This window comes from Endozoicomonas sp. SESOKO2, assembly GCF_024606245.1.
Classification (GTDB): Bacteria; Pseudomonadota; Gammaproteobacteria; order Pseudomonadales; family Endozoicomonadaceae; genus Endozoicomonas_A.
Genome location: NZ_JAHHPQ010000465.1, coordinates 1 through 23,463 on the forward strand (window position 1 = coordinate 1; position 23,463 = coordinate 23,463).

The 23,463-nt window shown below is 46.3% G+C and carries 19 protein-coding genes; 11 read left to right on the forward strand and 8 right to left on the reverse strand.

Going from position 1 to position 23,463, the window contains the following annotated elements; genetic code table 11:
• Positions 1–504 precede the first annotated feature (504 nt).
• Together KDK17_RS10510 and KDK17_RS10515 are read right to left on the reverse strand one after the other, a co-directional pair.
• Positions 505–1,617: a hypothetical protein gene (locus tag KDK17_RS10510; RefSeq protein ID WP_257254582.1), complete on the reverse strand. Its 1,113-nt coding sequence runs from the start codon at positions 1,615–1,617 to the stop codon at positions 505–507.
• Positions 1,618–2,074: 457 nt separating this feature from the next.
• A complete protein-coding gene (locus tag KDK17_RS10515; RefSeq protein ID WP_257288038.1) occupies positions 2,075–4,471 on the reverse strand; it encodes an ATP-dependent helicase in 2,397 nt (798 codons plus the stop codon).
• 677 nt (positions 4,472–5,148) lie between these two features.
• Between KDK17_RS10515 and KDK17_RS10520 the strand changes: the two genes are divergently transcribed.
• From KDK17_RS10520 to KDK17_RS10545, 6 genes are all read left to right on the forward strand, one after another.
• Positions 5,149–6,411, forward strand: a complete 1,263-nt coding sequence (locus tag KDK17_RS10520; RefSeq protein WP_257254584.1) for a NupC/NupG family nucleoside CNT transporter — start codon at positions 5,149–5,151, stop codon at positions 6,409–6,411.
• Positions 6,412–6,734: 323 nt separating this feature from the next.
• Positions 6,735–8,198: a glycosyltransferase family 39 protein gene (locus tag KDK17_RS10525; RefSeq protein WP_257288039.1), complete on the forward strand. Its 1,464-nt coding sequence runs from the start codon at positions 6,735–6,737 to the stop codon at positions 8,196–8,198.
• A gap of 247 nt (positions 8,199–8,445) precedes the next feature.
• Positions 8,446–9,696 carry a GtrA family protein gene (locus KDK17_RS10530; protein ID WP_257254586.1) on the forward strand — a complete coding sequence of 417 codons (1,251 nt, stop codon included), beginning with the start codon at positions 8,446–8,448 and terminating at the stop codon, positions 9,694–9,696.
• Positions 9,693–10,919 (forward strand): glycosyltransferase family 9 protein, encoded by a 1,227-nt coding sequence (locus KDK17_RS10535; protein ID WP_257254587.1) that lies wholly within the window; start codon positions 9,693–9,695, stop codon positions 10,917–10,919. The genes KDK17_RS10530 and KDK17_RS10535 overlap by 4 nt, the downstream gene beginning before the upstream one ends.
• A gap of 112 nt (positions 10,920–11,031) precedes the next feature.
• Positions 11,032–11,361 (forward strand): helix-turn-helix domain-containing protein, encoded by a 330-nt coding sequence (locus KDK17_RS10540; RefSeq protein WP_257254588.1) that lies wholly within the window; start codon positions 11,032–11,034, stop codon positions 11,359–11,361.
• A 49-nt stretch (positions 11,362–11,410) separates the two neighbouring features.
• Positions 11,411–12,301, forward strand: a complete 891-nt coding sequence (locus KDK17_RS10545) for an omptin family outer membrane protease (protein WP_257288040.1) — start codon at positions 11,411–11,413, stop codon at positions 12,299–12,301.
• Between the two features lie 207 nt (positions 12,302–12,508).
• On the opposite strand, the gene KDK17_RS10550 is transcribed toward KDK17_RS10545, so the two are convergent.
• The 4 genes from KDK17_RS10550 to KDK17_RS10565 all read right to left on the reverse strand — a co-directional run bounded on the left by KDK17_RS10550 (position 12,509) and on the right by KDK17_RS10565 (position 14,773).
• Positions 12,509–12,781: an HU family DNA-binding protein gene (locus KDK17_RS10550; protein WP_257254590.1), complete on the reverse strand. Its 273-nt coding sequence runs from the start codon at positions 12,779–12,781 to the stop codon at positions 12,509–12,511.
• Between the two features lie 95 nt (positions 12,782–12,876).
• On the reverse strand, positions 12,877–13,434 hold the full coding sequence (locus tag KDK17_RS10555; RefSeq protein ID WP_257288041.1) for a hypothetical protein: 558 nt from the start codon (positions 13,432–13,434) through the stop codon (positions 12,877–12,879).
• A gap of 169 nt (positions 13,435–13,603) precedes the next feature.
• Entirely contained in the window at positions 13,604–13,783 is a 180-nt protein-coding gene (locus tag KDK17_RS10560; RefSeq protein ID WP_257288042.1) for a hypothetical protein, read from the reverse strand.
• 129 nt (positions 13,784–13,912) lie between these two features.
• Entirely contained in the window at positions 13,913–14,773 is an 861-nt protein-coding gene (locus tag KDK17_RS10565; RefSeq protein WP_257288043.1) for a universal stress protein, read from the reverse strand.
• 316 nt (positions 14,774–15,089) lie between these two features.
• Here KDK17_RS10565 and KDK17_RS10570 point away from each other — a divergent pair, with 316 nt between their 5' ends.
• Positions 15,090–15,716, forward strand: coding sequence for a tRNA-(ms[2]io[6]A)-hydroxylase (locus KDK17_RS10570; RefSeq protein WP_257281140.1), 627 nt, complete (start codon positions 15,090–15,092; stop codon positions 15,714–15,716).
• A 20-nt stretch (positions 15,717–15,736) separates the two neighbouring features.
• On the opposite strand, the gene KDK17_RS10575 is transcribed toward KDK17_RS10570, so the two are convergent.
• A complete protein-coding gene (locus tag KDK17_RS10575; protein WP_257288044.1) occupies positions 15,737–16,486 on the reverse strand; it encodes a UDP-2,3-diacylglucosamine diphosphatase in 750 nt (249 codons plus the stop codon).
• 12 nt (positions 16,487–16,498) lie between these two features.
• Positions 16,499–16,990 carry a peptidylprolyl isomerase gene (locus KDK17_RS10580; RefSeq protein ID WP_257254595.1) on the reverse strand — a complete coding sequence of 164 codons (492 nt, stop codon included), beginning with the start codon at positions 16,988–16,990 and terminating at the stop codon, positions 16,499–16,501.
• A gap of 387 nt (positions 16,991–17,377) precedes the next feature.
• On the opposite strand from KDK17_RS10580, the gene KDK17_RS10585 reads away from it, so the two are divergent.
• From KDK17_RS10585 to KDK17_RS10600, 4 genes are all read left to right on the forward strand, one after another.
• Positions 17,378–19,072, forward strand: coding sequence for a glutamine--tRNA ligase/YqeY domain fusion protein (locus tag KDK17_RS10585; protein WP_257288045.1), 1,695 nt, complete (start codon positions 17,378–17,380; stop codon positions 19,070–19,072).
• Between the two features lie 98 nt (positions 19,073–19,170).
• The gene (gene cysS, locus KDK17_RS10590) at positions 19,171–20,550 is read left to right on the forward strand and encodes a cysteine--tRNA ligase (protein WP_257281158.1); all 1,380 of its coding nucleotides are present in this window, start codon (positions 19,171–19,173) and stop codon (positions 20,548–20,550) included.
• 667 nt (positions 20,551–21,217) lie between these two features.
• Positions 21,218–22,249 (forward strand): DUF4238 domain-containing protein, encoded by a 1,032-nt coding sequence (locus KDK17_RS10595; RefSeq protein WP_257288046.1) that lies wholly within the window; start codon positions 21,218–21,220, stop codon positions 22,247–22,249.
• Between the two features lie 125 nt (positions 22,250–22,374).
• Positions 22,375–23,319 (forward strand): alpha/beta fold hydrolase, encoded by a 945-nt coding sequence (locus tag KDK17_RS10600; protein WP_257288047.1) that lies wholly within the window; start codon positions 22,375–22,377, stop codon positions 23,317–23,319.
• Positions 23,320–23,463: the final 144 nt, after the last annotated feature.

Below are 23,463 nucleotides of genomic sequence, written 5' to 3' on the forward strand. Positions count from 1 at the left end.
CATTATTGAAGTGACCCAACAAGTAATATTTTTCTTCCTTTGATGCGCCTGAATGTGCCAATGAACCTATAAATACCAAGCACGAGAACAGCGGTAACAATTTACCGTGTATTTTCATTATTTATATCCTTAAACCGGATACTGGCTTTTAATGAGTAAATGAAGCGTGAATACACTCCCGTGGGAGTAGACGGCTTCACCTGATCAGCACAAACAGGAACTCTCATGCTGCTCTAGTCATTTGACCCACACTGCTGGCAAGAAACTATATAGTTCAGCTACGGTATTTTCGCCATTCATTGGCAGGCGTTAACTGTCGTGCTATATGAGTCAGGAGCAATTTTTGTCTGGAACGATCAAAGGTGTTTTTGGACGTAGACGGTCATAAAAGTCGGAAGGGGGCTTTTGTTAAATCGCCCGGGCAAGAGGCCCGGGCGAAGAGAAAAGTCAGTCCAGATTGAATGTCATCCAACCGTTTCGCCAAGCTTTCAAAACAACTATCTGTCAATTAAACAAGGTGCGCAAATAATCCAAAGGAGCATAAAACTTCTTCCATTGGTTACGGGCTGTTTCGGTGAAACTTTCTTCAAGTGAGAAACCATAGATGTCATAGTTTGAAACGCCATTGATCAGAGCGAGAGCCAATGCAGGAGCCAGAGTAATAGCAACGTTTCTTAATAAATGATTTGAGTCCAGGTTTGAGTTTTGTATTGTCAGAAGTTTCATGACTCCGGCGCCGACTATGAGCCCGGACATAGCTCCAGCATTGATTTTGTCTTTAAGTTGGGATGAAGATTCAAATTTGGGTAGCGATAAAGACAGAGTGCTAACTGCGGCTATGAACAAGAGTCGGTCAAAGGCGGTTCCAGCGGCTATGGCTCCGGCTGTGGCTCCGGCTATTGATCCGGCTATGACTCCGGCTCCGGCTAAGTTTGCTGCTGTTCTTTCTGGCTCGAAGGCATGACTATCGCCTGAATTAGAGGGTGGTAAAGAGAATAATGAAGTTAAAGCCTGTGTTACTGAAGCAGATATCACGTAAGCAAAGATGGCTTCTACTCGAGAAGAGCCCTTGGCAATAAACTCGTTATGAACTATTGTCCCGACCATCATGCCAGCGATTGATTTCAACATAGTATATTCACTGTGAGCGTAATCTTCAGGATGGATTTCAGGTCTGTCATCATTCCTCAGAGCCTGTATGACAGAGGCTCCGGCTATCGTCCTGGCCACTATCTCGTGCGTAAAGTAAGCCATTGTTATTATGGGTGTAAAATAAGGATTGTCGTTATTGTGCGCTCTGTAGGCAATGAATCCTGTTCCAACAAATCGAAGCGGCTGAGCAAAAGGCCAGGGTCGTACATGTCCGGCCAAAGCAACCTCAGTAGAGGTAATAATGGATGCGAGTTGATTACAAAAAGAAGATTTGACCTCTTGTAAATTATTTCTTTCTATATCGGATAGGTCAAACCGACCCGTAAGGATAGATAGCGGCTCGTTTGATTTGCAGATGCCGTACCAGAATCCATAACTGATCACGGTAGAAACTGCCAGCCTGGAACTAATGCCTACCAGTTTCAGACCGTCTTCAACTAACGATGCATTATTGTAGTGGCTCAATAAGTTAAGTTGTTGTTCTTTCGATATGTCTGAATGGGCAACTGAACATATAAATATTAAGCATGAGAGTATCGTTATCGGTTTACCGGATATTTTCATTATTCGTGTCCTTAATCAGGGTAATTGATTTGCCAGAAGCAAATGAACAGCCAAACCTAATCTGCCTGAAGCAGCCTCTTTTTTTGATTGCATCCAGTATGAGATTGATGAGTGATAAATACTTTATAAGCGGCCTACCTTGGCTAACCTTTCCAGTTGGTAAAACCTGATAAGTATGATCAGGAACCTGCTATTCATTCACAGTCCTTCGGCCTTTTTATTTTCCGGGATAATGTATAGTTCAGGGATGGTATTTTCGCCATTCATTGGCAGAACACACAAAATTACCTGGATGATAAGTATTGAAGAGAAAGCCAGAAGCGGCTTTACGGTTTCTATCAGTCGGTTGGCGGAGCGTTCAAAGTAATTCAAACAGATGTAAAACCTGCTCATTGCGGGCAAATCTTTTTACACTATGCTGCCTGTCAAACAGGATGACAAAGTTGGTGTCATTGACTTCAATGACTTTACCCTCTCCGAAAATGCTGTGTTTGAGTCTCCGGTTCACCTGCCAGGGTGCGTTTTCTGGCTCTTCCCTGCGAAAGATGTTCTGTCGTGCTGATAGATAGGCCGGACTGCGTGGTGAAGAGGCAGGCTTGGAGCGATGCTTTTCTGCCAGTGAAGGAATTGTTTCAAGCCGTTGTGCCAGATTCGGCTTTATTGCCTGAAAGTATTGACGTGCCGCTCTGGTCAGACCAGTTTTTTTGAGTTGATTGACCAGTTCATCTTCAGAAGTCTGATTGAGTGACTGGCAAACGGATTTGACGTGGGGGATCTGCATTTCTTTTAGAAATAGGCTGATCTGCTGTGAGTCGTTATTCATCCAGCTGTTGGTTTTGGTGTTCAGGGAACCGTTGCCGGTAAACAGATAGAGTTTTTCTCTGGCCCGGGTCATGGCGACGTAAAGTAGTCTCCTTTCAGCTTCCAGATCTTCACTGCTGCCCGGAGTCAGTTCATCCTCTCTTTTGAACGGCCAGTATTTTTGGGTCAGTCCTGGGATCAGAACGATGGGCCATTCCAGTCCCTTGGCCCGATGGCAGGAACTGATCACGATCTGTTCTGATTGGTCATAGGCATGCTGCCCAGAGTGTCTGGTTTGTTGATTCTGTCTGGATCTCAATTCGTCCAGATGCAAACAGCTGTCACTGACGGTGAGGTTCATTTTTCTCAGGTAACTGAGAAAACCATCGATAGCCAGCAATTGCTCTTCCGTTCTCTGATCGTTGAGGCTCATGGATTGCAGACTTTCTCTGAGTTCCGTGCGTTGAATGTAGCGTTGCAGTACCGCAGTGGCAGACTCCTGATTCGATGTTTTTTCCAGTGACAGCAATATCTCAGCCCTGTCGTACAGTTTCTGTCGTTGATAATTAGTGATGCCAGCGATTTTGTTGGCTGACAGGCCCAGTTCTTTCCCCCAAAGTTGATTGTGCTCTTGAAGGTTGGCGGAAAGTTGCTTGACCAGAGCCGCTTTTACGCCTAGATGAGGTAGGGTAAACAGCAAAGACAATACCTCATATCGAGCGGCAGGGTTTAAGTGCTGCAAGTCACCCGAGGCTATTCTCAGGGCAGCGATCAAGGCTGATATTTCAGGACGGTCAAACAGGTAAGGGCCATCACATTGGTAGGGTAGACCGCTTGCCAACAACCTCAGTTCCAATGGCACCGATTGTGCCCAGACTCTTAAAAGCACAGCGATCTGCGACCCGGAGCCGGAAATATGCTGTTGAATGGTTGCCAATACCCGCTCTGTATCTTCGCCAGCTCCCTGTGAGATTGAGATGCTTGAATCCGGGTTGTCCGGATGAGCAATACAGATCACATCTTTTCTGTTTTTGTTACGACTGATCAGGTGGCTGGCTGCCATGGCGATCTCGTGGCCATAGCGAAAGGTATGAGGCAGAGTCAACTCGTGAACGGCATCGGTGCGGGCATAATCCGCTTCGAAGTGCCGGAGAATATTCTGAATATTGGCCCCGGCAAATTCATAGATGGTTTGATCGGGGTCGCCTACGGCAATCACTTTGGCTCTGTCTCCAGCGATGATGCGTGTCAACCTGTGTTGCAAGGTTGAAGTGTCCTGGTATTCATCCACTATAATTCGATCTATTTTATTGGTGATGTGGGGGATGATTTCCGGGTTGGCTTCTATCAAACATACTGTGTCGTACAGCATATCCATAAAGGTTATTCTGCGATGCTGGTGGCGCCATTGCTCAAAGGTTTCAAAAAGTTCCACCAGAAATTGAAAATGATCGGGATAGTCTGCCTGCATCAGGACTGTGGAAGGCTTGTCCAAACTGGCCTTAACGTTATCGATAAAACCGGCAGCCACTTCAATGTATCGGGCGCTGTCTGCTTTGATCCTGTCCTTAAGCACGTCAGGCGCTAATGCCAGCAAAAGCTCACGGACTTTCAGCTCGATCTCTTTCTCTGTCAGGGGGCGATGATTGTAGGGCGATCTCAACCCCCACTCTTCGAGCGACTTCAAAAGTCTCAGGCCCGTTGAGTGATAGGTCCGGACTTTTGGAAGAACCGGCCACTGTCGGCATCGCCTGCGGAGCTTGTCGGTAAAGTCCAGCTGGGCTGACTTGTTGAACATCATGACCACGATGCGTCGAGGGGAAACACCCTGGTTCAGTAACTCATTAATGAGAAAGGCCAGGGTAGTAGTCTTACCTGAACCGGCTACTGCTATACAAAGGGCATGTCCATTTACATGCTCAGTTACCCTCTGTTGAGAGCCGGTCAGTTCCATACAATCAATGCGCCAGTGTTAATCTATCAGACGAGGCAATCATAGTACCAAAGAATGGTCCCGGGGGCGTAGACTCATACGAATTTTATCGAACAGAACAGACGAACAGTGGGTATTTGAAAATGGAAAGGCGCTTCCGCCCTGCCACCATTTGCGACAAACGGTAGTATTTCCTCCGAGCCAGATGGGACCGTTAAATTAATGTTGACAATTTGTCCGTTGTCTTGTCTGTAGTCGTGACTGACGGCACACGAGCCCGGGTTTGGATCGCAGTTGTAAAAGAAGCCAGGCCTGAAATGGGTGGGTGCAACGCAACCCGGTCCTGTGCAGTTACCTGAAAAGGCGGAGAGATCATGATTGGGTGCACCGCCTCGAATGAAGTTATCTTTAATTACACCAACGAATAACCATCAGCCAAAGATTTTAGTCAGAGAGTACTTTTGTAGCAATTTTTTAGGTTGCTTGGGTCGAGGGCGGGCTGACCTTTAACAAGAGTAGTCGTTATTTTGATAAGTGCGGGAAGGTCAAAGAAACGCTTATCATCCTTGCTGATACCTGAGGCGAATTTTAGATAGGGTTTGTCATTATTATGTTTTTATTCGGTAATTACTTTCTACTAAAGCCAATAAATATATAAGTATAATGCCCCGAGACTCTGTTTAAAGGTGATCATCCCCATGCAACACATGCTTATAAGCCTGGTAGGAATCGCAGTCCTGCTGGGTATTGCAATACTGCTTTCGGACAATCGTAAAGCAATAAAATTGCGAACGGTGGGTGGTGCCTTTGCCATTCAGGCAGGTATCGGCGCATTTGTTCTGTATATCCCCGCCGGACAATACATTCTGGAAGCTATTACCAACGGCGTAAATGCTGTTATGGGATATGCTAATAATGGTATTGGTTTTCTCTTTGGCGAACTGGCCAGCTTCAAACTGGGCTTTATATTCTTTGTCCATGTTCTCTCAGTCATTATCTTTTTTGCGGCTCTGGTAGCGGTGCTCTATCACCTTGGTATCATGCAGCTTGTCATCAAACTACTTGGCGGTGCTCTGCGCAAATTACTCGGCACCAGTCGCACAGAATCACTGTCTGCTGCTGCTAACGTTTTTGTTGGCCAGACTGAAGCACCTCTGCTGGTTCGTCCTTTCATCAGCCGCATGACTCAGTCCGAACTCTTTGCCGTTATGGTGGGTGGTTTGGCTTCCGTTGCCGGTGCGGTCATGGTGGGCTATGCCAGTATGGGGGTTGAGCTTAAGTACCTGATTGCTGCCAGTTTTATGGCAGCTCCGGGTGGCCTGTTGATGGCAAAAATTATCAAGCCTGAAACCGAGAGACCTTATGATGATATAGACGACATTGAGCAGCAGAACGCTGAAGATAAGCCAGCTAACATTTTCGATGCGGCTGCTTCGGGTGCTGCCAGTGGGCTCAAACTGGCTGCCATGATCGGTGCTATGTTACTGGCTTTCATCTCCCTGATTGCCATGCTCAACGGTTTGCTGGGCTGGGCTGGTGGTTGGTTCGGTTATCCGGACCTGACTATCGAGCTGATCCTGGGTTATGCATTCTCTCCTCTGGCTTACCTGATCGGTGTACCTTGGTCTGAAGCTCTGACTGCGGGCAGCTTCCTGGGTCAAAAAATGATCGTTAACGAGTTTGTTGCTTTCAGTAGTTTGGCAAACTATGTCGATGCTGAAGCAGCAGCGAAAGCCGGTGTTGCCTTGTTGTCTGATCGTTCCCAGGCGATTCTGACCTTTGCTTTGTGTGGTTTCGCTAACATTTCATCCATTGCTATTTTGCTGGGTGGTCTGGGCTCCATGGCACCTAACCGTCGTCATGACATCGCTCGTTTTGGTTTGAAAGCGGTTGTAGCTGGTACACTTTCAAACCTCATGAGTGCTACTATTGCGGGTCTGTTTCTGACGCTGGCCGTTTAAAGCGCGTTGCCGGATGGGTCGGAAATGACCGGCTCGTCCAATGCTTCCTGTCTGATTTCGCTATTTTTTCCATATTCCCCTTATACAGATCCTTGGTCTTTAACCTGCAGGACTGGATCAAAATGAAATGATCATCATTCATTAATTGACTTTTTTTTAGACAGCACTTGTCGTAGAGTAATAGGCCGGTTTGATCTGTTTCAGTTTGGAGAAAGCTGTAAACAGATTCAAAGAGTTTGCCCACCATCTGCCTGATAAAGAATGCAAAATGGTAGTGGAATGATGGTTGAAGGCTTTATCCAATCCTTTTAACCGGGGGTTTCATGCAGGAACGAGGGCGAGTTGCCTCCTGGGGTATCATTATTGTGGTGCTCCTGATTCATTTAGCCATGGCACCCGGAGTATCGCTGGGTGTCGATGAAGCTCACTATGCACTTTATGCCCTGCATCCGGCCCTCAGTTATTTTGATCACCCGCCTATGGTGGGTTGGTTACAGACCTTGATAGCCCCTCTGGGTTACGATGAATTTACAGTAAGGCTTGTCCCTGCGATTCTTTATGCGTTGAGCAGTTATCTGGTGTTTAGACTCAGCGGGATTCTCTTTCCTGATGGCCCAGCCTGGGTGGGGCTGGTTGCCGTCTTTCTGATCAATACGGCACCTATGCTGCAACTGATGGGGTGGGGGCTGGTGCCCGATCTGCCTCTGATGGTCTTTGGTCTTTTGTCTCTGGAACTGATTTACCGTATCCATAATCAAAATCGTTTGCTGTATTGGCTGGGTCTGGGCATCGTTTACGGGCTGGCAGGGTTGAGTAAATACACTGCGATATTCCTGCCCCTGGGCATGACCCTGTTCATGATTCAGTATCAGGGACTGAGTTGGCTTCGACAGGCCGGTCCATGGTTGGCCGCCCTGATAGCACTGATATTGATCTCTCCCGTATTAGTCTGGAATGCTGACAACGATTGGGCTTCTCTGGCTTATCAGTTTGATCGTGGTGTCGGAGTTGAGGAGTGGTCTTTGAAAGATGCACTGGTCATGCAGTTAGCACAAATGTTTCTTTATTCCATTCTGGCTTATGTGGCCGCCATAGCCGCTGCTTTTTCACTGATCAGGAAACGAATCCCGGAGGAGGACAGGGCATCCTGCTGGCTGATTGTCTGGAGTGCTTTTCCGGTACTGGTTGTTATTGGCTGGTCTGCCGGTGATGGTACTGTGTTGCCTAACTGGCCAGCCCTTGGCTGGACACTACTGGCGCCTTTGTCGGCCTACTGGATCTGCCTTGGCTGGTCCCATTGGTGGTTGAAGAGTCTGGCTGTTTTTTCCTCCTTCCTGTCAATTGGACTGATTGTCTTCGTGTTCTTCTTTCTGGCATTTATGCCTCTTTCTACTTTCCCTTTCATGGCATCAGCCATTAAGGATCTGGTGGGCTGGAAAGCGGCAGCTGAACAGGCACAGCTATTGAGGCAGAAGTGGCAGGAAGAAGAGGGGGTGGAACCGGTTCTGATGGTGGATAATTGGACTAAGGCCAGTCGTATAGCCTGGTACGCCTATCCAGAGCCCGTTCAAGTGTTGGCCGACCGTTTAACCCAGTTTGATTTCTGGCATGGTAAACCAGAAGCCGATAGTTATGGTCTGCTGGTGCGGGACAAGCAATCAGTTCCTGGGAATGATCATCTTGAAATACAGAACTTTTCGTGCAGTCTGGTCGATGAAACAGAGTCCGGAGTTGATACTGTTACGGTTAATCGATTCCAGTTTTACCAGTGTAAACCGGCTCATTGAGTAGTTTTTTACAGGAAATCCTATCGATGGTTTATTGATGGTTTTTTTTGAAACTTTCTATCTTTGCATCCGTCCATACTCCTTTAGTTTCACATTGGGTTCATATCTGTTTTTTATACGGTCTTTGCATATTCTACTGTCTGTAGTAACTTGGTTTTTACTGTTAAACATTTTTCATCTATTCAGGGTGAATCATCATTTTTATTACTGAGAGCTGTTTTCATAGGGTATTGAGGTTATATAAGGAATGTCCGATTTGCTCGGAGTAGGTTCTGGCCGGTCTCGCTCAACAATATATAAAGCCAGTTGCTTTCTGCTGCCCTTTGTGGCTGTGTTCTCAGTGACTCCGCTTAATCATTCAGTTTTTTATCATATTAATGAATGGGGTTCTGAATCACCCACTGCTATTTTCTGGGTGTTATTAACCAACCTTGGAGATGGCTTTTTCCTCTTTCCCCTGGCCATGTTGTTGTTCTACAAAATGCCCGATAAACAGCTGGCTATTATTTTCACCATGCTAGTGGGTGATCTCTTGCTGAGTGGTGGTAAGGCTCTTCTTTCCTCTTTACGTCCTGTCGGCGAGCTGGGGCTTGAAGCCGTGAATGTCCTGGGGCCTGTACTAAAAACAGATACTATGCCTTCAGGGCATAGCGGTACGGTTTTTCTTTTAGTTGGGCTTGCGTTTCTTTATTTAAAATCACGCATTCAATATCTGATTCTTTTGGTTGCAGCCTTTTCTGCATTATCACGCGTTGTTGTAGGGGCGCATTGGCCGTTTGATATTTTTCTGGGTGCCTGGGTGGGTATTCTGGCTGCAGTAATAGGGGATTTTCTGGCCAGTAAACTGAAATCGGGCTTTAAGAGTCGTGTAGTCTTTATCCTGTTGGGTCTGTTGTGTGTGGTCGTACTGCCGCTATACGACAATGGTTTTCGCTCCTACAAAGTGATTATGTATTTACAGTTTGTACTTGCGCTGCTGGCTCTTGTCTTGTCCGTTCACTGTTTGCGCTCTCTTTATCAGGACGAGCTGGCAGTTCGCATGAAGCAATCCGGAACCCTATTCAATAAACTGTTTCTGTTGGGGCAGAGACTGACCAAGTTCGGTATGGTAGGAGCCAGTGGATTCCTGGTGGATATGAGTGTTTACACCCTGTTAGGCCAGTGGCTGGGAGTTCCTCACCTGATGGCCAGAGGAGGTTCCTATTGGGTCGCTGCCAGTTGGAACTGGTTTTGGAATCGTAACTTTACCTATTCCCATGTCCCCAAGGAGAAAAAACTGAAGCAATGGAGTAAGTATCTGGCTATGTGTGTGGTCAGTTTTATTCCCAACTGGGGTACCTATTATTTATTAACGAGCTTTGTGCCTTTCTTTTTGGAATACAAACAGTTGGCGCTCGTGTCTGGTGTTTTGGCAGGCATGCTATTTAATTTCACCATAGCAACGGTATTTGTATTTGCAGGACGAAAGTCCAATGTAGCTAAGGGAGCCAACTTGTGAAAGTAGATACTATGCGATGGGTTGATCACTATGTAGGTGTCCCGCTCTGCTTGCTTTTGAAACTGGCTTTCTGGCCTTTTGACTGGATTCGCAAGGGGCAAGAAACAGTTTCCAGCAATGTACTGTTTATTGAATTGTCTGAAATGGGCAGTGCCATTCTGGCTGACCCCTCCATGCGCTGGTTGAAAGGGCAGGGCAAAACCTTACATTTTGTCATTTTTGAGAAAAATGCAGTCAGCCTGCATTTATTAAATACCGTTGACCGGGACAATATTTGCCTGATTAAACCAGATAACCTTTTCAGTCTGGCACTCAGTAGCCTTAAATTCCTGATCTGGTGTCGAAAAAAGAAGATTGATACGGTTATTGATCTGGAGTTGTTCTCCCGTTTTACAGCCATCCTTACCCGTCTCAGCGGTGCCGGCAACCGGACAGGTTTTGATCGGGTTCACGAAGAGGGGCTTTACCGGGGTAATCACTTAACTCATCCGGTGATGTACAACCCTCACCGTCATATTTCCAGAAACTTTATGACTCTGGTAAAGGCTTCTCAAAATGCACCGCATCAGCCTTATCAAAAAGATGGATTTGACGAGACTATTGAACTGGCCAGAGCGGAAGTGAACAGTGACCTGAGGTCATCGGTCGTCACTAAGCTGAAATCTCTCTACAGTGACTTTAAGCCCGGTATCCAGCGTCTGGTATTGGTGAACCCGAATGCCAGTGACCTGCTCCCCCAAAGACGATGGATGAAAGATCGTTATGTGGATGTTATTCAGAGCTTGCTGGCTGAATACTCCGACATTCTGGTGGTGATTACCGGTGCTCCGGCAGAGCGTCCGGAAGCTGAAATGCTCAGACAGCAGGTTAATCATGAGCGCTGTCTCAACACTGCCGGAGCTTTTGAGTTCAGGGAACTGGTCCCCCTTTACTCGATCTCTGAACTGATGTTGTCCAATGATTCAGGCCCTCCCCATTTTGCATCCGTCACAGAACTGAAAACTTTTGTGATATTTGGGCCAGAAACGCCTGCACTTTATGGTGCCCTCGGGAATTCAACGCCCATCTATGCCGGATTGCCCTGTTCGCCCTGTGTCAGTGCCGGGAATCACAGGAAGACCAGCTGCGTAGATAACCAGTGCCTGAAAGTGATTGAGTCCGGGCAGGTATTGGATGCATTGAGGCCAGCCCTGGATACCGGTCTGATCGTAAAAGCAGATTAGAGGTCAGGGTTGTGAAGAAAGGGTTTCCTAATTACAACCGGTCATTACCAGAGCATGTGTTACACTGAATTTTAATAAAGTATTTTTTTCGATTATCAACGAGAGTTCAAGGATGAACCTGACAACAAGGATCCTTCGTTCACGCAAGGAAAAGCGTTATTCTCAACAAGTTTTGGCTGATATGATCGGTGTCTCCCGGAGTGCTCTGGCTCAGTGGGAAACTGAAATGAGCAGCCCCAGTCTTGAAAACCTCCGAAAAATGGCCGAACTACTGGAAGTGTCGTTTGAATGGTTGGCGACGGGCAGGGGGAACCAATACCTGACTTCACCCGCCGATACCATTTGCGACACCCAAGTCGATGATGAAATCATACGTAACCTGAACAGAATGAACCTGAAGAAAAAGCGAGCCATTCTCAATGTTATGAGAGCCATGGGATGATCGGCATCATAGGCACGTATGCTGGCACCTCAATTATTAGAGGTGAGTGATGAAAAAGCTAATTTTATTGCCGATTTTTGCCGTTGCAGATACCGGCGCACATGCCAAAGTAACATTAGAAGGCTCGTTGGGCGTCTTAAATGGAGAGGCAACCGAATTAGTGTATTTCGGCGCTGAGAAAGTCAGTCAACTCGATTGGAAAACTGACAATGCGCCTGTTATTAAGCTAGGTGCAATTTGGGATTTAAACGCAAGCTGGACATTTACTGCAAACTACTGGATGACCTTAACTGATGGCGATGGCCATATGACAGATAGAGACTGGGACTGGGAATCAGGAATATCGGAACCATCTCACATATCAAAACACCCTGATACAAAAACAACCAAAGCCTTCACAATAGATCTGAGTGCTTCTTATTGGTTGCTTTCGCAAAGTCACTATAAAGTGGGTGTTACTGGCGGCCTGTTAAGTCAAAAAACACAGTATGAGGCACGAGGAGGCTCATACAATTACGGTTTCGGTCAATATGTCGGCACTTTTGCTGATGACACTCTTATCATTTCATACGAGCAAAAATTTTCAACATTGTATCTGGGATTGGGCGGAAACTACAGACGCGGAAAATCTGAGTTTGGTGCTCAAGTAAAATGGAGTCCCCTGGTTAAAGCGGATGACTTCGACACGCACCATCTTAGAAACACTACTTTTAAAAGCGAAGGTGATGGCAATTCAACTTACACTTTTTTATCACTTAATTATGCCTATCATTTAAATCCGGGAATGAAGATTTATGGTGAATATGCTTACACAAAATTTTCTGAGAAAAACATGAATGTGACGATCAATGATGGTTTGGATACATACTATGTTGAGGACTCAGGAGGAGCAGCCAGCGAAAGTTCAGTAATATCCATTGGGCTTAAATACAGTTTCTGATCAATTTAATACATTATTGCTTGATATAAGTGCTGAAAAGCGTCTTTCTAACGACTGTGAATCAAACAATTACTTTTACTGCAATGAAAGACTCACTGAAGACCGGTCAGGACAAAAGCCTTGTTGGCTTTGTCCTGACCGGTCTTCAGTGTTTTTTGATCATGGCGGTTTGGGTGATGATCCGGCAGACAGCTTTGAGTCGTCTGCCTATTTCACCACTTCACGCAGTTTGTTGCCGGGTTTGAATTGAGGCAGTTTGCAGGCGGGTATATGAATTTCCTGGCCCGTTTGCGGGTTCCTTCCCTTGCGTGCCGCTCGATCCACCACTGAAAAAGTTCCAAATCCTATCAGCTGCACGATATCTCCCTTTGCCAGGGTATCCTGGGTATTTTGAATGAAGGCATTGACGGCCTGCTCTGCCTTGTTCTTTGAAAGGTTGGATTGTTCCGCGACCTTTTCAACAAGTTCTTTCTTGTTCATAGCGCGTCTCGACAATGGTTACCTGTGGGTGAGAAAGAATACCCAACCGGAGGAAACTCAGGATGGGCGACGGGCATTCCTGGTATCAGGCGTACTCAGGAAGAAGGATAGAGTTCATATTGCTGACCCTCATAGTTCACAATCAAAAGTCGTTGATGCGCTGGACCCAGAAGGTTGATGGCGTAAGCCTGCCCATAGCTGGACTCGCAATCGCAATGGCTGTCACTGGCATCATGATTAAGACGGAACAATACCTGATCAATCAGATCCTCATTGGCTGCTTGTTTCCTGGTATAGAGCAGGGTAGCCAGTCTCTGTAAACCGGCAGGCACTGTATGTTTTCCGCTCAATAACTGGTTGAGATCAATGGTGTTATGCCGGGGGGCATAACTGGCAATTTTGCCTCCCTCAACTGCATGAAAGTATACCTGCTCTTCAGTTAGAGAGGACTCTTCAGTGAGGGGCTGAAAGGCCGGATTACATTTAACGGCTTTGTCATCCGGTAACTGATCGTCACTCAATACCTTTTCTGCTGAAAGCTTACGATTCAGTCTGATAGAGAAAACAGGCAGGTTACTGGTGTCAGAGTTTTCAACCCCATGTGTTGTCAGGAGAGTGTCGCTGGGGGTTGATATTGAATCTTCGTTGGCCATCAGTTTCCTCAGCAAATTCAATCCGGCGTTATCAAAAAAAACTGGAAACCGTTTAGTCAGGAATCCAAACCAATGGATTCCGGTTTTGGTCATAAACTGTCTATTCTCACTCAGGCTCATACACCTGAGGCTACCCTCAGAACAGCATGACGGACTCTGATGATCGGTTTTAGCATAAATCCAGAACCGACTTTTTCCCTGTGGGAATAACGACATTGCTCTGTATTTCCGGAATAATCGTTAACGGTTTGTTGGAAGTGCCAAGATCGCTTTTTTCCGGTCTGACCCGAACAATATAGAAGCTCTCGCCGTTTTCGTCCTGAATCCTGTCGGAACTGATGTGTTTCACAGCGCCCTTGAGGCTGCCGTAAAGAGCCGTGATGATGAGATGTTGGGGAGGTTTGGTGGGTTATGGCTACTTTCTGTATACCTGAATGGAATGACAGAAAGTAGCATTCAGGAACGGGTTCGGTTTCGGTCATGCTTCCAGCTCACGCTCCAGCGGTAGCATGTGGTGTCTGGATTGAACGGCAAGCAGATCACAGTCGATATTGCTGGCCAACTTTTCAGCGGTATTGCCCAGAGTAAGTCCACTGAGCCCTGAGCGGGCATTCGTACCCATGATCAACAGTGATGTCGCCAGCTCACGGGTCAGATCCGGAATCATGGTTTCGGCCGGTGCAGGCACCAGATGGATAGAACCCTCAGTAATACCGTAATCTTTGGCAAAATGCTGACAGTTCTTCAGGTAACGGTCCTCGTTGGTCTGGCCATCTCCTTTGTCAGACATTGCCAGCATGATAGTGGGGTAGGCAGAAGCCAGATGCAGGTCAGCCTCAAAATAGTCTGTGACTGCCCTGGCGTTTTCCATGATAGCCGTATTCAGCTGCTGATGGTCGGCGTCTCCGGGATCGGCCTTAATGGCCGCAAGCATAGATTGATTTTCCCATGGGCGGTCATGACGAACCAGCAGGACAGGAACTCTGCTTTTTCTTAGCAATGCCCAGTCTGTGGGCGTTGAGAAAGGTTTTTCCATAAAGCTTTCCTGCCGGAAATCCTTGACCACCAGATGACTTCGTTCCAACTGTCTGACATGGACAATGGTGTCGAGAAGGTTATTTCTCCATAATTGCTGGCTGGCGACCTCTATACCTTCAGCTTCGACATGTTTGCTAAGGGCGGTAAGTACCTCAGCAGACGTTGCGTCAGGTTTGGGGTTCGGAGCCAGAATATGCAGGCTGCAATGGGCTGCCCTGGCCAGCTGGGTGGCTCGATTGAGTGCGACATGACGGGCTTTGCGAGTATCAACAATAACCAGTATTCGTTGTATTCCTTGCATGGCCTGCTCCTCTATACCTTAAGGATTTCAATAACCCTGAGGGGGTCTCAGCTCTAATTGTTTTTTATAGACTAATGGCATCGTACTGAATAGCCGAATCGGAGAAAATGATTTGCATCAATACCGTTAATATATTAATGAAATGCTGAAAAGTCCTTGCCATCAGTGGCAAGGAACCCATGACAGCATTCAGCTTTAAAGGTAAGGTAGTGTCGAAATTTTAACCTTCGTCCAGATTTAACCGGGGCCGTTTAGTGAGACTTGGTTGTTTGGAGCCTTTTTTTTAGAGACCCGGAAATTTAGAGACATAGAAATAATGAGTGACCAGAGCCTGGCCGTATGCTTTCCTGAGCTGTATGCCTTTTTACCCTGTGTAACGCCGGATGAATGGATTGCAGAGGCCCTGAAACATCAGGATATTCTGTTAACCGATCATGCTAATTGTGAAAAAAAGGCGGCCTCCACGGCGTTGAACCTGATGTATCGCTACACAGAGCATTTTGATTTGCTCAACAAAATGTCCCGTCTGGCCCGTGAGGAGCTGAGGCATTTTGAACAGGTTCTGGCCATTATCAAAAAACGGGGTATCCCCTACAAACCGCTGTCTGCTTCTCGTTATGCCGGCGTACTTAGAAAGCACGTCAGAACCTGGGAGCCTGCTCGAATGGTGGATACCCTGATTATTGGTGCCTACATCGAAGCCCGCTCCTGTGAGCGATTCCACAAGCTGGCCCCTTATCTTGATGATGAGCTAAAGAAGTTTTACCTGTCACTGCTTAAGTCGGAAGGCCGCCATTTTAAGGATTACCTGACTCTGGCAGAAAGCATTTCTGATGAATCCATAGAAGAACGGGTGGCTTTTTTTGCAGGGGTAGAACGGGAAGCCATTGAGTCCGCGGATGAAGAGTTCCGTTTTCACAGTGGTGTCCCGGTCACCGCCTGAAGGATTTGACTCGTCAGCAATTAGCTGACGATCTGATGTGGGACTGACTGTATTTCGAAAGCATCCATCTTCAGCCCAGATTCATTAGAGGTTAATACCCAGCCCTGTCGGTCCCAATCGCCCAGAACAATCCGTTTGCCGGTTCCTGAAGTCAGCGCAACTTCATGGGTGTTCGGACGGTGGGTATGACCATGGATCAGCGTTTTGACCTGATACTTTTCCATTAGCCGAACCACTTCCTTTGGAGCGACATCCATGATGGCCAGAGATTTCGTGGATTTGGCTTTTTTACTGTTGCTGCGTAATTTTTGAGCCAGTTTTTTTCGGTAACTCCGCGGAGTCAGGCGAAGGATGCCCAGAACCAGGGGGTTACGGATCACCTTCCGATAGCGAAGGTATTGCTGGTCACCCGTGCAGAGCAGGTCCCCGTGCATCAGAAGAACCGTCTCGCCATTCAGGTCAATGACGCAGGGATCATTGAGCCAGGTGGCTCCGGTCATTCTCAGGAAATCCTTGCCAATAGCAAAGTCTCTATTGCCTGCCATCAGAAACAATGGTTTGCCAGAATCTGTGTAGGCTCTGAGCTGATGAGCTATGTCATGATGAAAGGGTTCCATAGCGTCATCGCCTACCCAGTACTCAAAGAAATCGCCCAGAATGTAAAGTGCGTCAGATTGGGAGGCCTGTTCCTGCATGAAAGAAGAGAACGCCCGGACAATGTCCGGGCGTTCGGGTGTCAAATGCAAATCAGAAATGAACTTTATGTTCATTCGCAGGGCTTCCTATTCCACGACCGCAGATTCAATCACCACGTCATCAACAGGAACATCCTGATGACCGGCACGGAAGGTGGTTTTAGTCGCCTTTATTTTGTTCACAATATCCATGCCTTCAGTGACCTGACCAAATACGCAGTAGCCCCAACCATCCGGTGTCTTGGAGGTGTGGTTAAGGAAATGGTTGTCAGAGACATTGATAAAGAATTGCGATGAGGCTGAATGAGGATCCATCGTTCTGGCCATGGCAATGGTACCTACGGCGTTTTTCAGGCCATTATCCGCTTCGTTTTCGATAGCTGCCTGAGTGTCTTTCTGAACCATACCCGGTTCAAAACCACCGCCCTGGATCATAAAACCATCAATGACCCTGTGAAAGATGGTGCCGTCAAAGTGGCCGCTCTTTACATATTCCAGAAAGTTAGCCACGGTCTTGGGGGCTTTTTCGGCGTCCAGTTCCAGTTTGATGTCGCCAAAATTGGTATGCAGTATAACCATAGGGTTACCGTAATCTCTGTTCTGATGGTTCGCGATCGGAAAACTTGCAATTCTAGGTCTTTATGATGCTTGTGTAAAAGTCCTGAGTGGAATAAACAGCGTTGAGCGACTGAATCAGGTAGGGTGATACAGTGGGCACTATTCCGGAAACCTCAAGCCAAAAGCCGGTCTGACCTGTACCCTTTGCCGGGAAAATGTTAGTCTCAGCTGTTGACTGAACAGCCATGAGTGATGGAGAAATCCATGATCACTTTGGGTGGCAAAAGGTTTTTTTACGTTAAAATAATGCATTCCCTCTAAAGCATGAACAGGTCAGATCCAAAAGGGTCTGATATTTTTCGGGCTTCTATGTTAGAGAGGGCTTTCTCCTCCAAGACGCTGGTTGCAATGAGCACGACAGACACTTCATCCAACAAACCATCAAAATCGGGTAACTTTCTGGAGCAGATCATTGAAAAAGATCTGGCCGCTGGTGTAGTTCAATCGGTCCAGACCCGATTCCCACCAGAGCCCAACGGCTTTTTGCATATAGGTCATGCTACTTCTATCTGTCTGAACTTTGGACTGGCTGAGCAATTCAATGGTCAATGTAACCTGAGGTTTGATGACACGAATCCCGAGAAAGAGGAGCAGATGTATGTCGATGCCATTCAGGAAGATGTTCGCTGGCTGGGTTTCAGTTGGAGCGGAGATGTACGCTACGCTTCCAGCTACTTTGATCAGTTCTATGAGTGGGCCCTCTACCTGATCAAAGAAGGCCTTGCTTATGTGGATCATCAGGATGCAGAGTCCATGGCTAAAAATCGGGGTGACTTTAATAACCCCGGTGTTGAAACCGAATGCCGCAGGCGCTCTGTGGAAGAAAACCTGACAGAGTTTGAAAAAATGCGTGCCGGTGAGTACGAAGAAGGTCAGTGCAGCCTGAGGGCAAAGATTGACCTGCAAAACCCCAACATGAACATGCGTGATCCGATCCTTTATCGCATCCGCAAAGTTCCCCACCACCAGACCGGTGATAAATGGTGTATCTATCCAAGCTATGACTTTGCCCATGGCCAGGAAGATGCCATTGAAGGAGTGACACACTCGATCTGTACTCTGGAATTTCAGGACCATCGTCCGTTGTATGACTGGTTTATTGAAAACCTGCCGGTACCCTCAAGGCCGAAACAGTACGAGTTTGCCAGAACTAACCTGAACTACACCGTCACCAGCAAACGTAAACTAAAGCGGCTGGTGGACGATGGTATAGTGGAAGGCTGGGACGATCCCCGTATGCCCACTGTGTCCGGTATGCGTCGTCGTGGTTACACACCGGCTTCTATTCGCAAGTTCTCCGATATGGTGGGCGTCAGTCGTTCCGATGGTATTGCCGATGTTTCCATGCTGGAACATGCGATTCGCGACGACCTGAACAACAATGCAGCTCGCGCTATGGCCGTTCTGAACCCACTGAAAGTCGTGATTACCAACCTGCCTGAAGGTGAGTTACAGGAAATGACAGCAGCGGTACACCCAAACAAGCCTGAATTGGGTGAGCGTCAACTGCCGTTTACACATGAATTGTATATTGATCGCGCTGACTTTACTGAAGACACCTCATTGTCACGCAAGAAGTTCAAGCGTCTGGTGTCTGGTGAATATGTGCGTCTGCGCAGTGCTTATGTCATCAAGTCAGATGAAGTGATCAAAGACGAGCAGGGCGAAATCACAGAGATTCACTGCAGCTATGTACCCGGTACTGTGGGTGAAAATCCTCCTGAAGGCATTAAGCCTCGCGGTGTCATTCACTGGGTGTCAGCGACCCACGGTAAGCAGGCAGAGATCCGTAAGTACGATCGACTGTTTAATCACCCTGCTCCTGACAAGGGTGAGGAAGACTTTATGGCCCATGTGAATCCGTCTTCTCTGGAAGTCGTGACAGGCTGGGTAGAACCCTCTCTGGTGGAAGCCAAACCGGAACAGGGCTTTCAGTTTGAGAGAGAAGGATACTTTGTCGCCGATCGACGAGAGCACTGTGCTGAAAAGCCAGTATTCAATATGACGATTGGTCTCAAGGATACCTGGGCCAGCAAAGTCTGAATTAGTGGAATCAAGCTCTCCTTGTCAGCCTCCATTGTCAGGAGAGCAACGAGGAGAGCATATAGCCTGAATCATCGGGCTACAGGACAAATAACGTGTTGCAGATATACAACTCACTGACCCGCACCAAAGAAGCCTTTAAACCGCTGGATGAAAATCATGTGCGGATGTACGTCTGTGGTATGACAGTTTATGACCTGTGCCATATTGGTCATGCCAGAACGGTTACGGCTTTTGATGTGGTCTCTCGTTACCTGAGAGCCAAAGGTTACAACCTGACTTATATTCGCAATATCACCGATATTGACGATAAGATTATTCGTCGCTCTATTGAAAACGGTGAAACCATTGATGTACTGACGGATCGCATGATTGCGGCTATGCGGGAAGACTTCAGGCGTTTGGGTAATCTGGAGCCTGATAAGGAGCCCAGAGCGACCGAACACGTGGAAGGCATGATCGACATGATCGGCGATCTGGTCGAGAAAGGTTTTGCCTACGCACCGGGTAATGGCGACGTTTATTTTCGGGTTCGCAAATTCGATGGCTATGGCAAACTGTCTGGCAAGATTCTGGAAGAGCTGGAAGCCGGTGCCCGAATCGAAGTCGATGAGCAAAAAGAAGATCCTATGGACTTTGTGCTCTGGAAGGGTGCCAAAGAAGGCGAGCCAAGCTGGAATTCCCCTTGGGGTAATGGTCGTCCTGGCTGGCATATCGAGTGCTCGGTCATGGGTAAATGCTGCCTGGGAGCAACCTTTGATATTCATGGCGGCGGTTCGGATCTCAAGTTCCCTCACCATGAAAACGAGATTGCCCAGAGTGAAGCGGCCAATGGCCAGACCTTCGTGAATACCTGGATGCACTCGGGTGCGATCCGCATTGATAATGTAAAGATGTCCAAAAGCCTTGGTAACTTCTTTACGATTCGCGAAGTGCTGGATAAGTACCCGGACGAAGTCGTACGTTACTTCCTGATTTCCAGCCATTACCGCAGCCCGGTCAATTACTCGGAAGACAGTCTGAAAGAGGCTTCGGTTCGTCTTGAGCGTCTGTATACAGCGCTGAAAGGGCTCAATGTAGCGGGTGTCAGTGCGGCTGAAGGTACTCGTTTTGAAGAAAAGTTCATGGCTTCCATGGATGATGACTTCAATACTCCGGAAGCCTTGGCGTCTCTGTTTGAGCTGGTACGTGAGCTAAATACCGTGCGTGCCGAAGATGAGCAGCAGGCATTGCCGCTGGCAGCCTTGCTGGTCAAACTGGGCGGTATTCTGGGGGTTCTGCAGGGGGATGCTGAGTCGTTCCTGAAGTCCGGAGCCGATGTTGATGAGGCTTGGATTGAAGCAATGATTCAGAGACGCAAGGACGCCAAAAAAGCTCGTGACTTCGCTGAAGCGGATCGTATCCGTGAAGAGCTGGCCAGTCGGGGTGTTATCCTTCAGGACAGTCGTGAAGGGACCAGCTGGCGTATTGAACGCTGACAGACTGCACAGGGCTTGATATCCTCAGGCCCTGTCTTCCTCAAAAGCTTTCACTCCTGCATTCACAATCAGGCGCTAATACCTATTCATTAACAGTGAATACTGATACCATGTCGTGCAATAAAACATACTCACCCGGACTGTTAAAAAGCCATTGAGCCAGAGGATAAGCGCTTGTCAGCTGTTTTGGCAGTTGAAGCTCCTCGGGCGGTAGCGTGCCTTTTATGTTTAGCACAAAAGGCTCTTTACCACTTGATCACCAGGGTTTGACACATGATTGTAAATCCTGATTTTCTTTAGGTCTTTGTGCCCAATAAATCGATTGTTCAGTTTTCAAACTTTAGCGCTTCACACTGAGGCTATTTCGCACATCTGTCATAAAATGAGATGGCATGGCAAGTCCAAGAGCTGTTATTTTGTACAGTATTATTGGCAGAAATACCAAAATGCAAATAACTCACTTGCGGCTTATTCAGTGCAGTAGTTAAAATAGCTTATAAGCTGTTGATAATTCATGATTTTTCGACAGGTTGAAAAGTTGGGATATATCTCAAGTGAGTTTATTTTCCCTGATTTTGGGGGATATGCCGCGTGTGAGTGTAATATCTGATATCACTCGCTTGAGGTCTAATAGCTGTTAGGCATCTCATACATCAGCAATTAAGTGATGAATAAAATTAAGGCAAATAATCATTATGTACCACAGCTCTACTTAAAGAGGTGGGTGGATAGTGAAAACGAAGTATGTATATACAAAACTTTAGTTTCACATGAAAATGAGAATTTATGGAGGAAACAATCAACAGCTGCTATTGGCTATCAAAGACATCTTTATACACAAATGATTGCAGGAAAAGAATCAGATGATCTTGAAAATTGGCTCGATAAAAACTATGAGTCTCCAGCTCAAGAAGCTATATCCAAGGCTGTAAATGATGAAAAGCTATCTAAACATGATTGGTATTTACTTATCCGCTTTTTAGCATGTCAAGATGTTAGAACACCAGCAAGATTATTAGAACACCTATCTAGGCAAAATCGTACACAAGAAAAAATTTTGCAAGATAGTCTTGAACGACTAAAAGAAGAAATTGAAAATAATTCAATATCGCCATCTGATACTGTGGAGCCTTCAAACGAACTTGATAAATTATTTCCGCTCAAGATAAGAACTGAAAGAGATCCAAACGATAAAGAAATGGCTCGAATAAAAGTTGAAAGTTATACTGGGCGAGCCACATGGATTCATTCATTAAAGCATTTGTTGAAATATTCAGAAAAGGTTCTTCATCTGCACAAATGGTCAATTATCAAGCCTGCAAGAGGGTGTTCGTGGCCTACAAGTGATAATCCAGTAATAAAACTGAACTTTAGAGATGAGAACAACTACGATTTTGGTGGTGGTTGGGGAAGGGAAAAAGGTAATATCTTTTTTCCGATAAGTCCACAGCATGCAATGTTTGTTCAAATAGGCGATAAGCCTATTTTAAAAGGCACCAGGTTAAGTAAGGATTTAACGAAGCAAGTTAAAAAAATGATAGTGGAGCATGCCCATAGATTCGTATACTCAAATAGTTTCGACAATGAAATTTCTGCCCTGCGACCCAGAATAGTAGACGCTAATGCGGTAAAAAAAGAAAAATATCAAATTAAAGATTGGCATGAGCAAAATAGTCAATTTGAGACTGAGTTCTTTTAAAGACCGATGCCTAACAAAAATTTCCAGTTCGTTCCGGGGCTTCGCCCCTCCACCCGACGCGCCTGTCGGCGCGCGGCTGAAATTGGCGTTATGCCTCAAAGTGCAAAATCACGAGAAGGATCTTTATGAAAAAAATATCAAAAATAACATTGATCTTACTTCTACTCTGTTTAGTTGGATATTCTGTTACACCCTCTGAACGTTTATTTCAGATTGGTGTATCAGCTGAACGAAAGTTAGCTGGTCTAAGTACGAAATCAATAATGATCGGTGAAGGAGAAATATCTTACATCGAAGGTGGTACAGGTGATGTAATACTTTTCCTTCATGGATTTGGGGCAAATAAGGATAACTGGGTCAGATTAGCAAAGCATCTTAAAAATGATTACTCTGTGATTGCTTTAGATTTACCGGGGTTCGGTAATAGCTTTAAAGATATTAATTTGAAGTATGATGTTGAATCTCAAGTTAGTAGGGTTAATGAATTTATAAATAAATTAGGTATTACAAAGTTCCACATTGCTGGGAATTCAATGGGCGGCTATATAGCAGGAAATTATGCTTCAAAATATCCTGAACAAGTAATGAGCTTATGGTTATTGAATACGTTGGGTGTTCAGTCCGCTGATGATAGTGAAATGTTCAAAGATATTTCAGAAAATAAAAGACCTATGGTTCTCGCGAAAAATAGAAGTGAGTTTGATCAATTAATTTCTTTTGTCTTTGCAAATCCACCTTTCATGCCTGAATTCGTAATCTCTGAGCTTTCTAAAACTGCCATAAAAAGCTATGACCTTAACTATAAAATATTTCATGAAGTTCATAAAATAGATCAAAATAAAATCAGCTTTTCTTTGCCCTTAGATTCTGAGTTGGGTAAATTTAGCAAGCCTGTATTAATTACTTGGGGTAGACAGGATCGAGTTCTTCATCATTCAGGTGCAAAAGTGCTTTCAAAAATAGTACCTCAATCTGAAATTATCATCATGAATGATATTGGGCATTTACCTATGATGGAGGCTCCAAAGGTTACTGCCGATCAGTTTATTTCCTTTCATAGTCGAGACTGAGGCATAACAAAAATTTCCAGTTCGTTCCGGGGCTGCGCCCCTCCACCCGACGCGCCTGGCGGCGCGCGGCTGAAATTGGCGTTAGGTTCCCTCAACCGGCGTCTGTGATTTAGCTCAAATACTAAGCCCGTCACGCCATACAAT

Bases quoted from the DNA above. Each gene is read 5' to 3' on its own strand.
- KDK17_RS10530 (WP_257254586.1), top strand. From the start codon at position 8,446: ATGTCCGATTTGCTCGGAGTAGGTTCTGGCCGGTCTCGCTCAACAATA.
- KDK17_RS10555 (WP_257288041.1), bottom strand. From the start codon at position 13,434: ATGGCCAACGAAGATTCAATATCAACCCCCAGCGACACTCTCCTGACA.
- KDK17_RS10585 (WP_257288045.1), top strand. From the start codon at position 17,378: ATGAGCACGACAGACACTTCATCCAACAAACCATCAAAATCGGGTAAC.
- KDK17_RS10565 (WP_257288043.1), bottom strand. From the start codon at position 14,773: ATGCAAGGAATACAACGAATACTGGTTATTGTTGATACTCGCAAAGCC.
- KDK17_RS10595 (WP_257288046.1), top strand. From the start codon at position 21,218: ATGAATAAAATTAAGGCAAATAATCATTATGTACCACAGCTCTACTTA.
- KDK17_RS10550 (WP_257254590.1), bottom strand. From the start codon at position 12,781: ATGAACAAGAAAGAACTTGTTGAAAAGGTCGCGGAACAATCCAACCTT.
- KDK17_RS10525 (WP_257288039.1), top strand. From the start codon at position 6,735: ATGCAGGAACGAGGGCGAGTTGCCTCCTGGGGTATCATTATTGTGGTG.
- KDK17_RS10570 (WP_257281140.1), top strand. From the start codon at position 15,090: ATGAGTGACCAGAGCCTGGCCGTATGCTTTCCTGAGCTGTATGCCTTT.
- KDK17_RS10520 (WP_257254584.1), top strand. From the start codon at position 5,149: ATGCAACACATGCTTATAAGCCTGGTAGGAATCGCAGTCCTGCTGGGT.
- KDK17_RS10545 (WP_257288040.1), top strand. From the start codon at position 11,411: ATGAAAAAGCTAATTTTATTGCCGATTTTTGCCGTTGCAGATACCGGC.
- KDK17_RS10600 (WP_257288047.1), top strand. From the start codon at position 22,375: ATGAAAAAAATATCAAAAATAACATTGATCTTACTTCTACTCTGTTTA.
- KDK17_RS10575 (WP_257288044.1), bottom strand. From the start codon at position 16,486: ATGAACATAAAGTTCATTTCTGATTTGCATTTGACACCCGAACGCCCG.
- KDK17_RS10540 (WP_257254588.1), top strand. From the start codon at position 11,032: ATGAACCTGACAACAAGGATCCTTCGTTCACGCAAGGAAAAGCGTTAT.
- KDK17_RS10580 (WP_257254595.1), bottom strand. From the start codon at position 16,990: ATGGTTATACTGCATACCAATTTTGGCGACATCAAACTGGAACTGGAC.
- KDK17_RS10515 (WP_257288038.1), bottom strand. From the start codon at position 4,471: ATGGAACTGACCGGCTCTCAACAGAGGGTAACTGAGCATGTAAATGGA.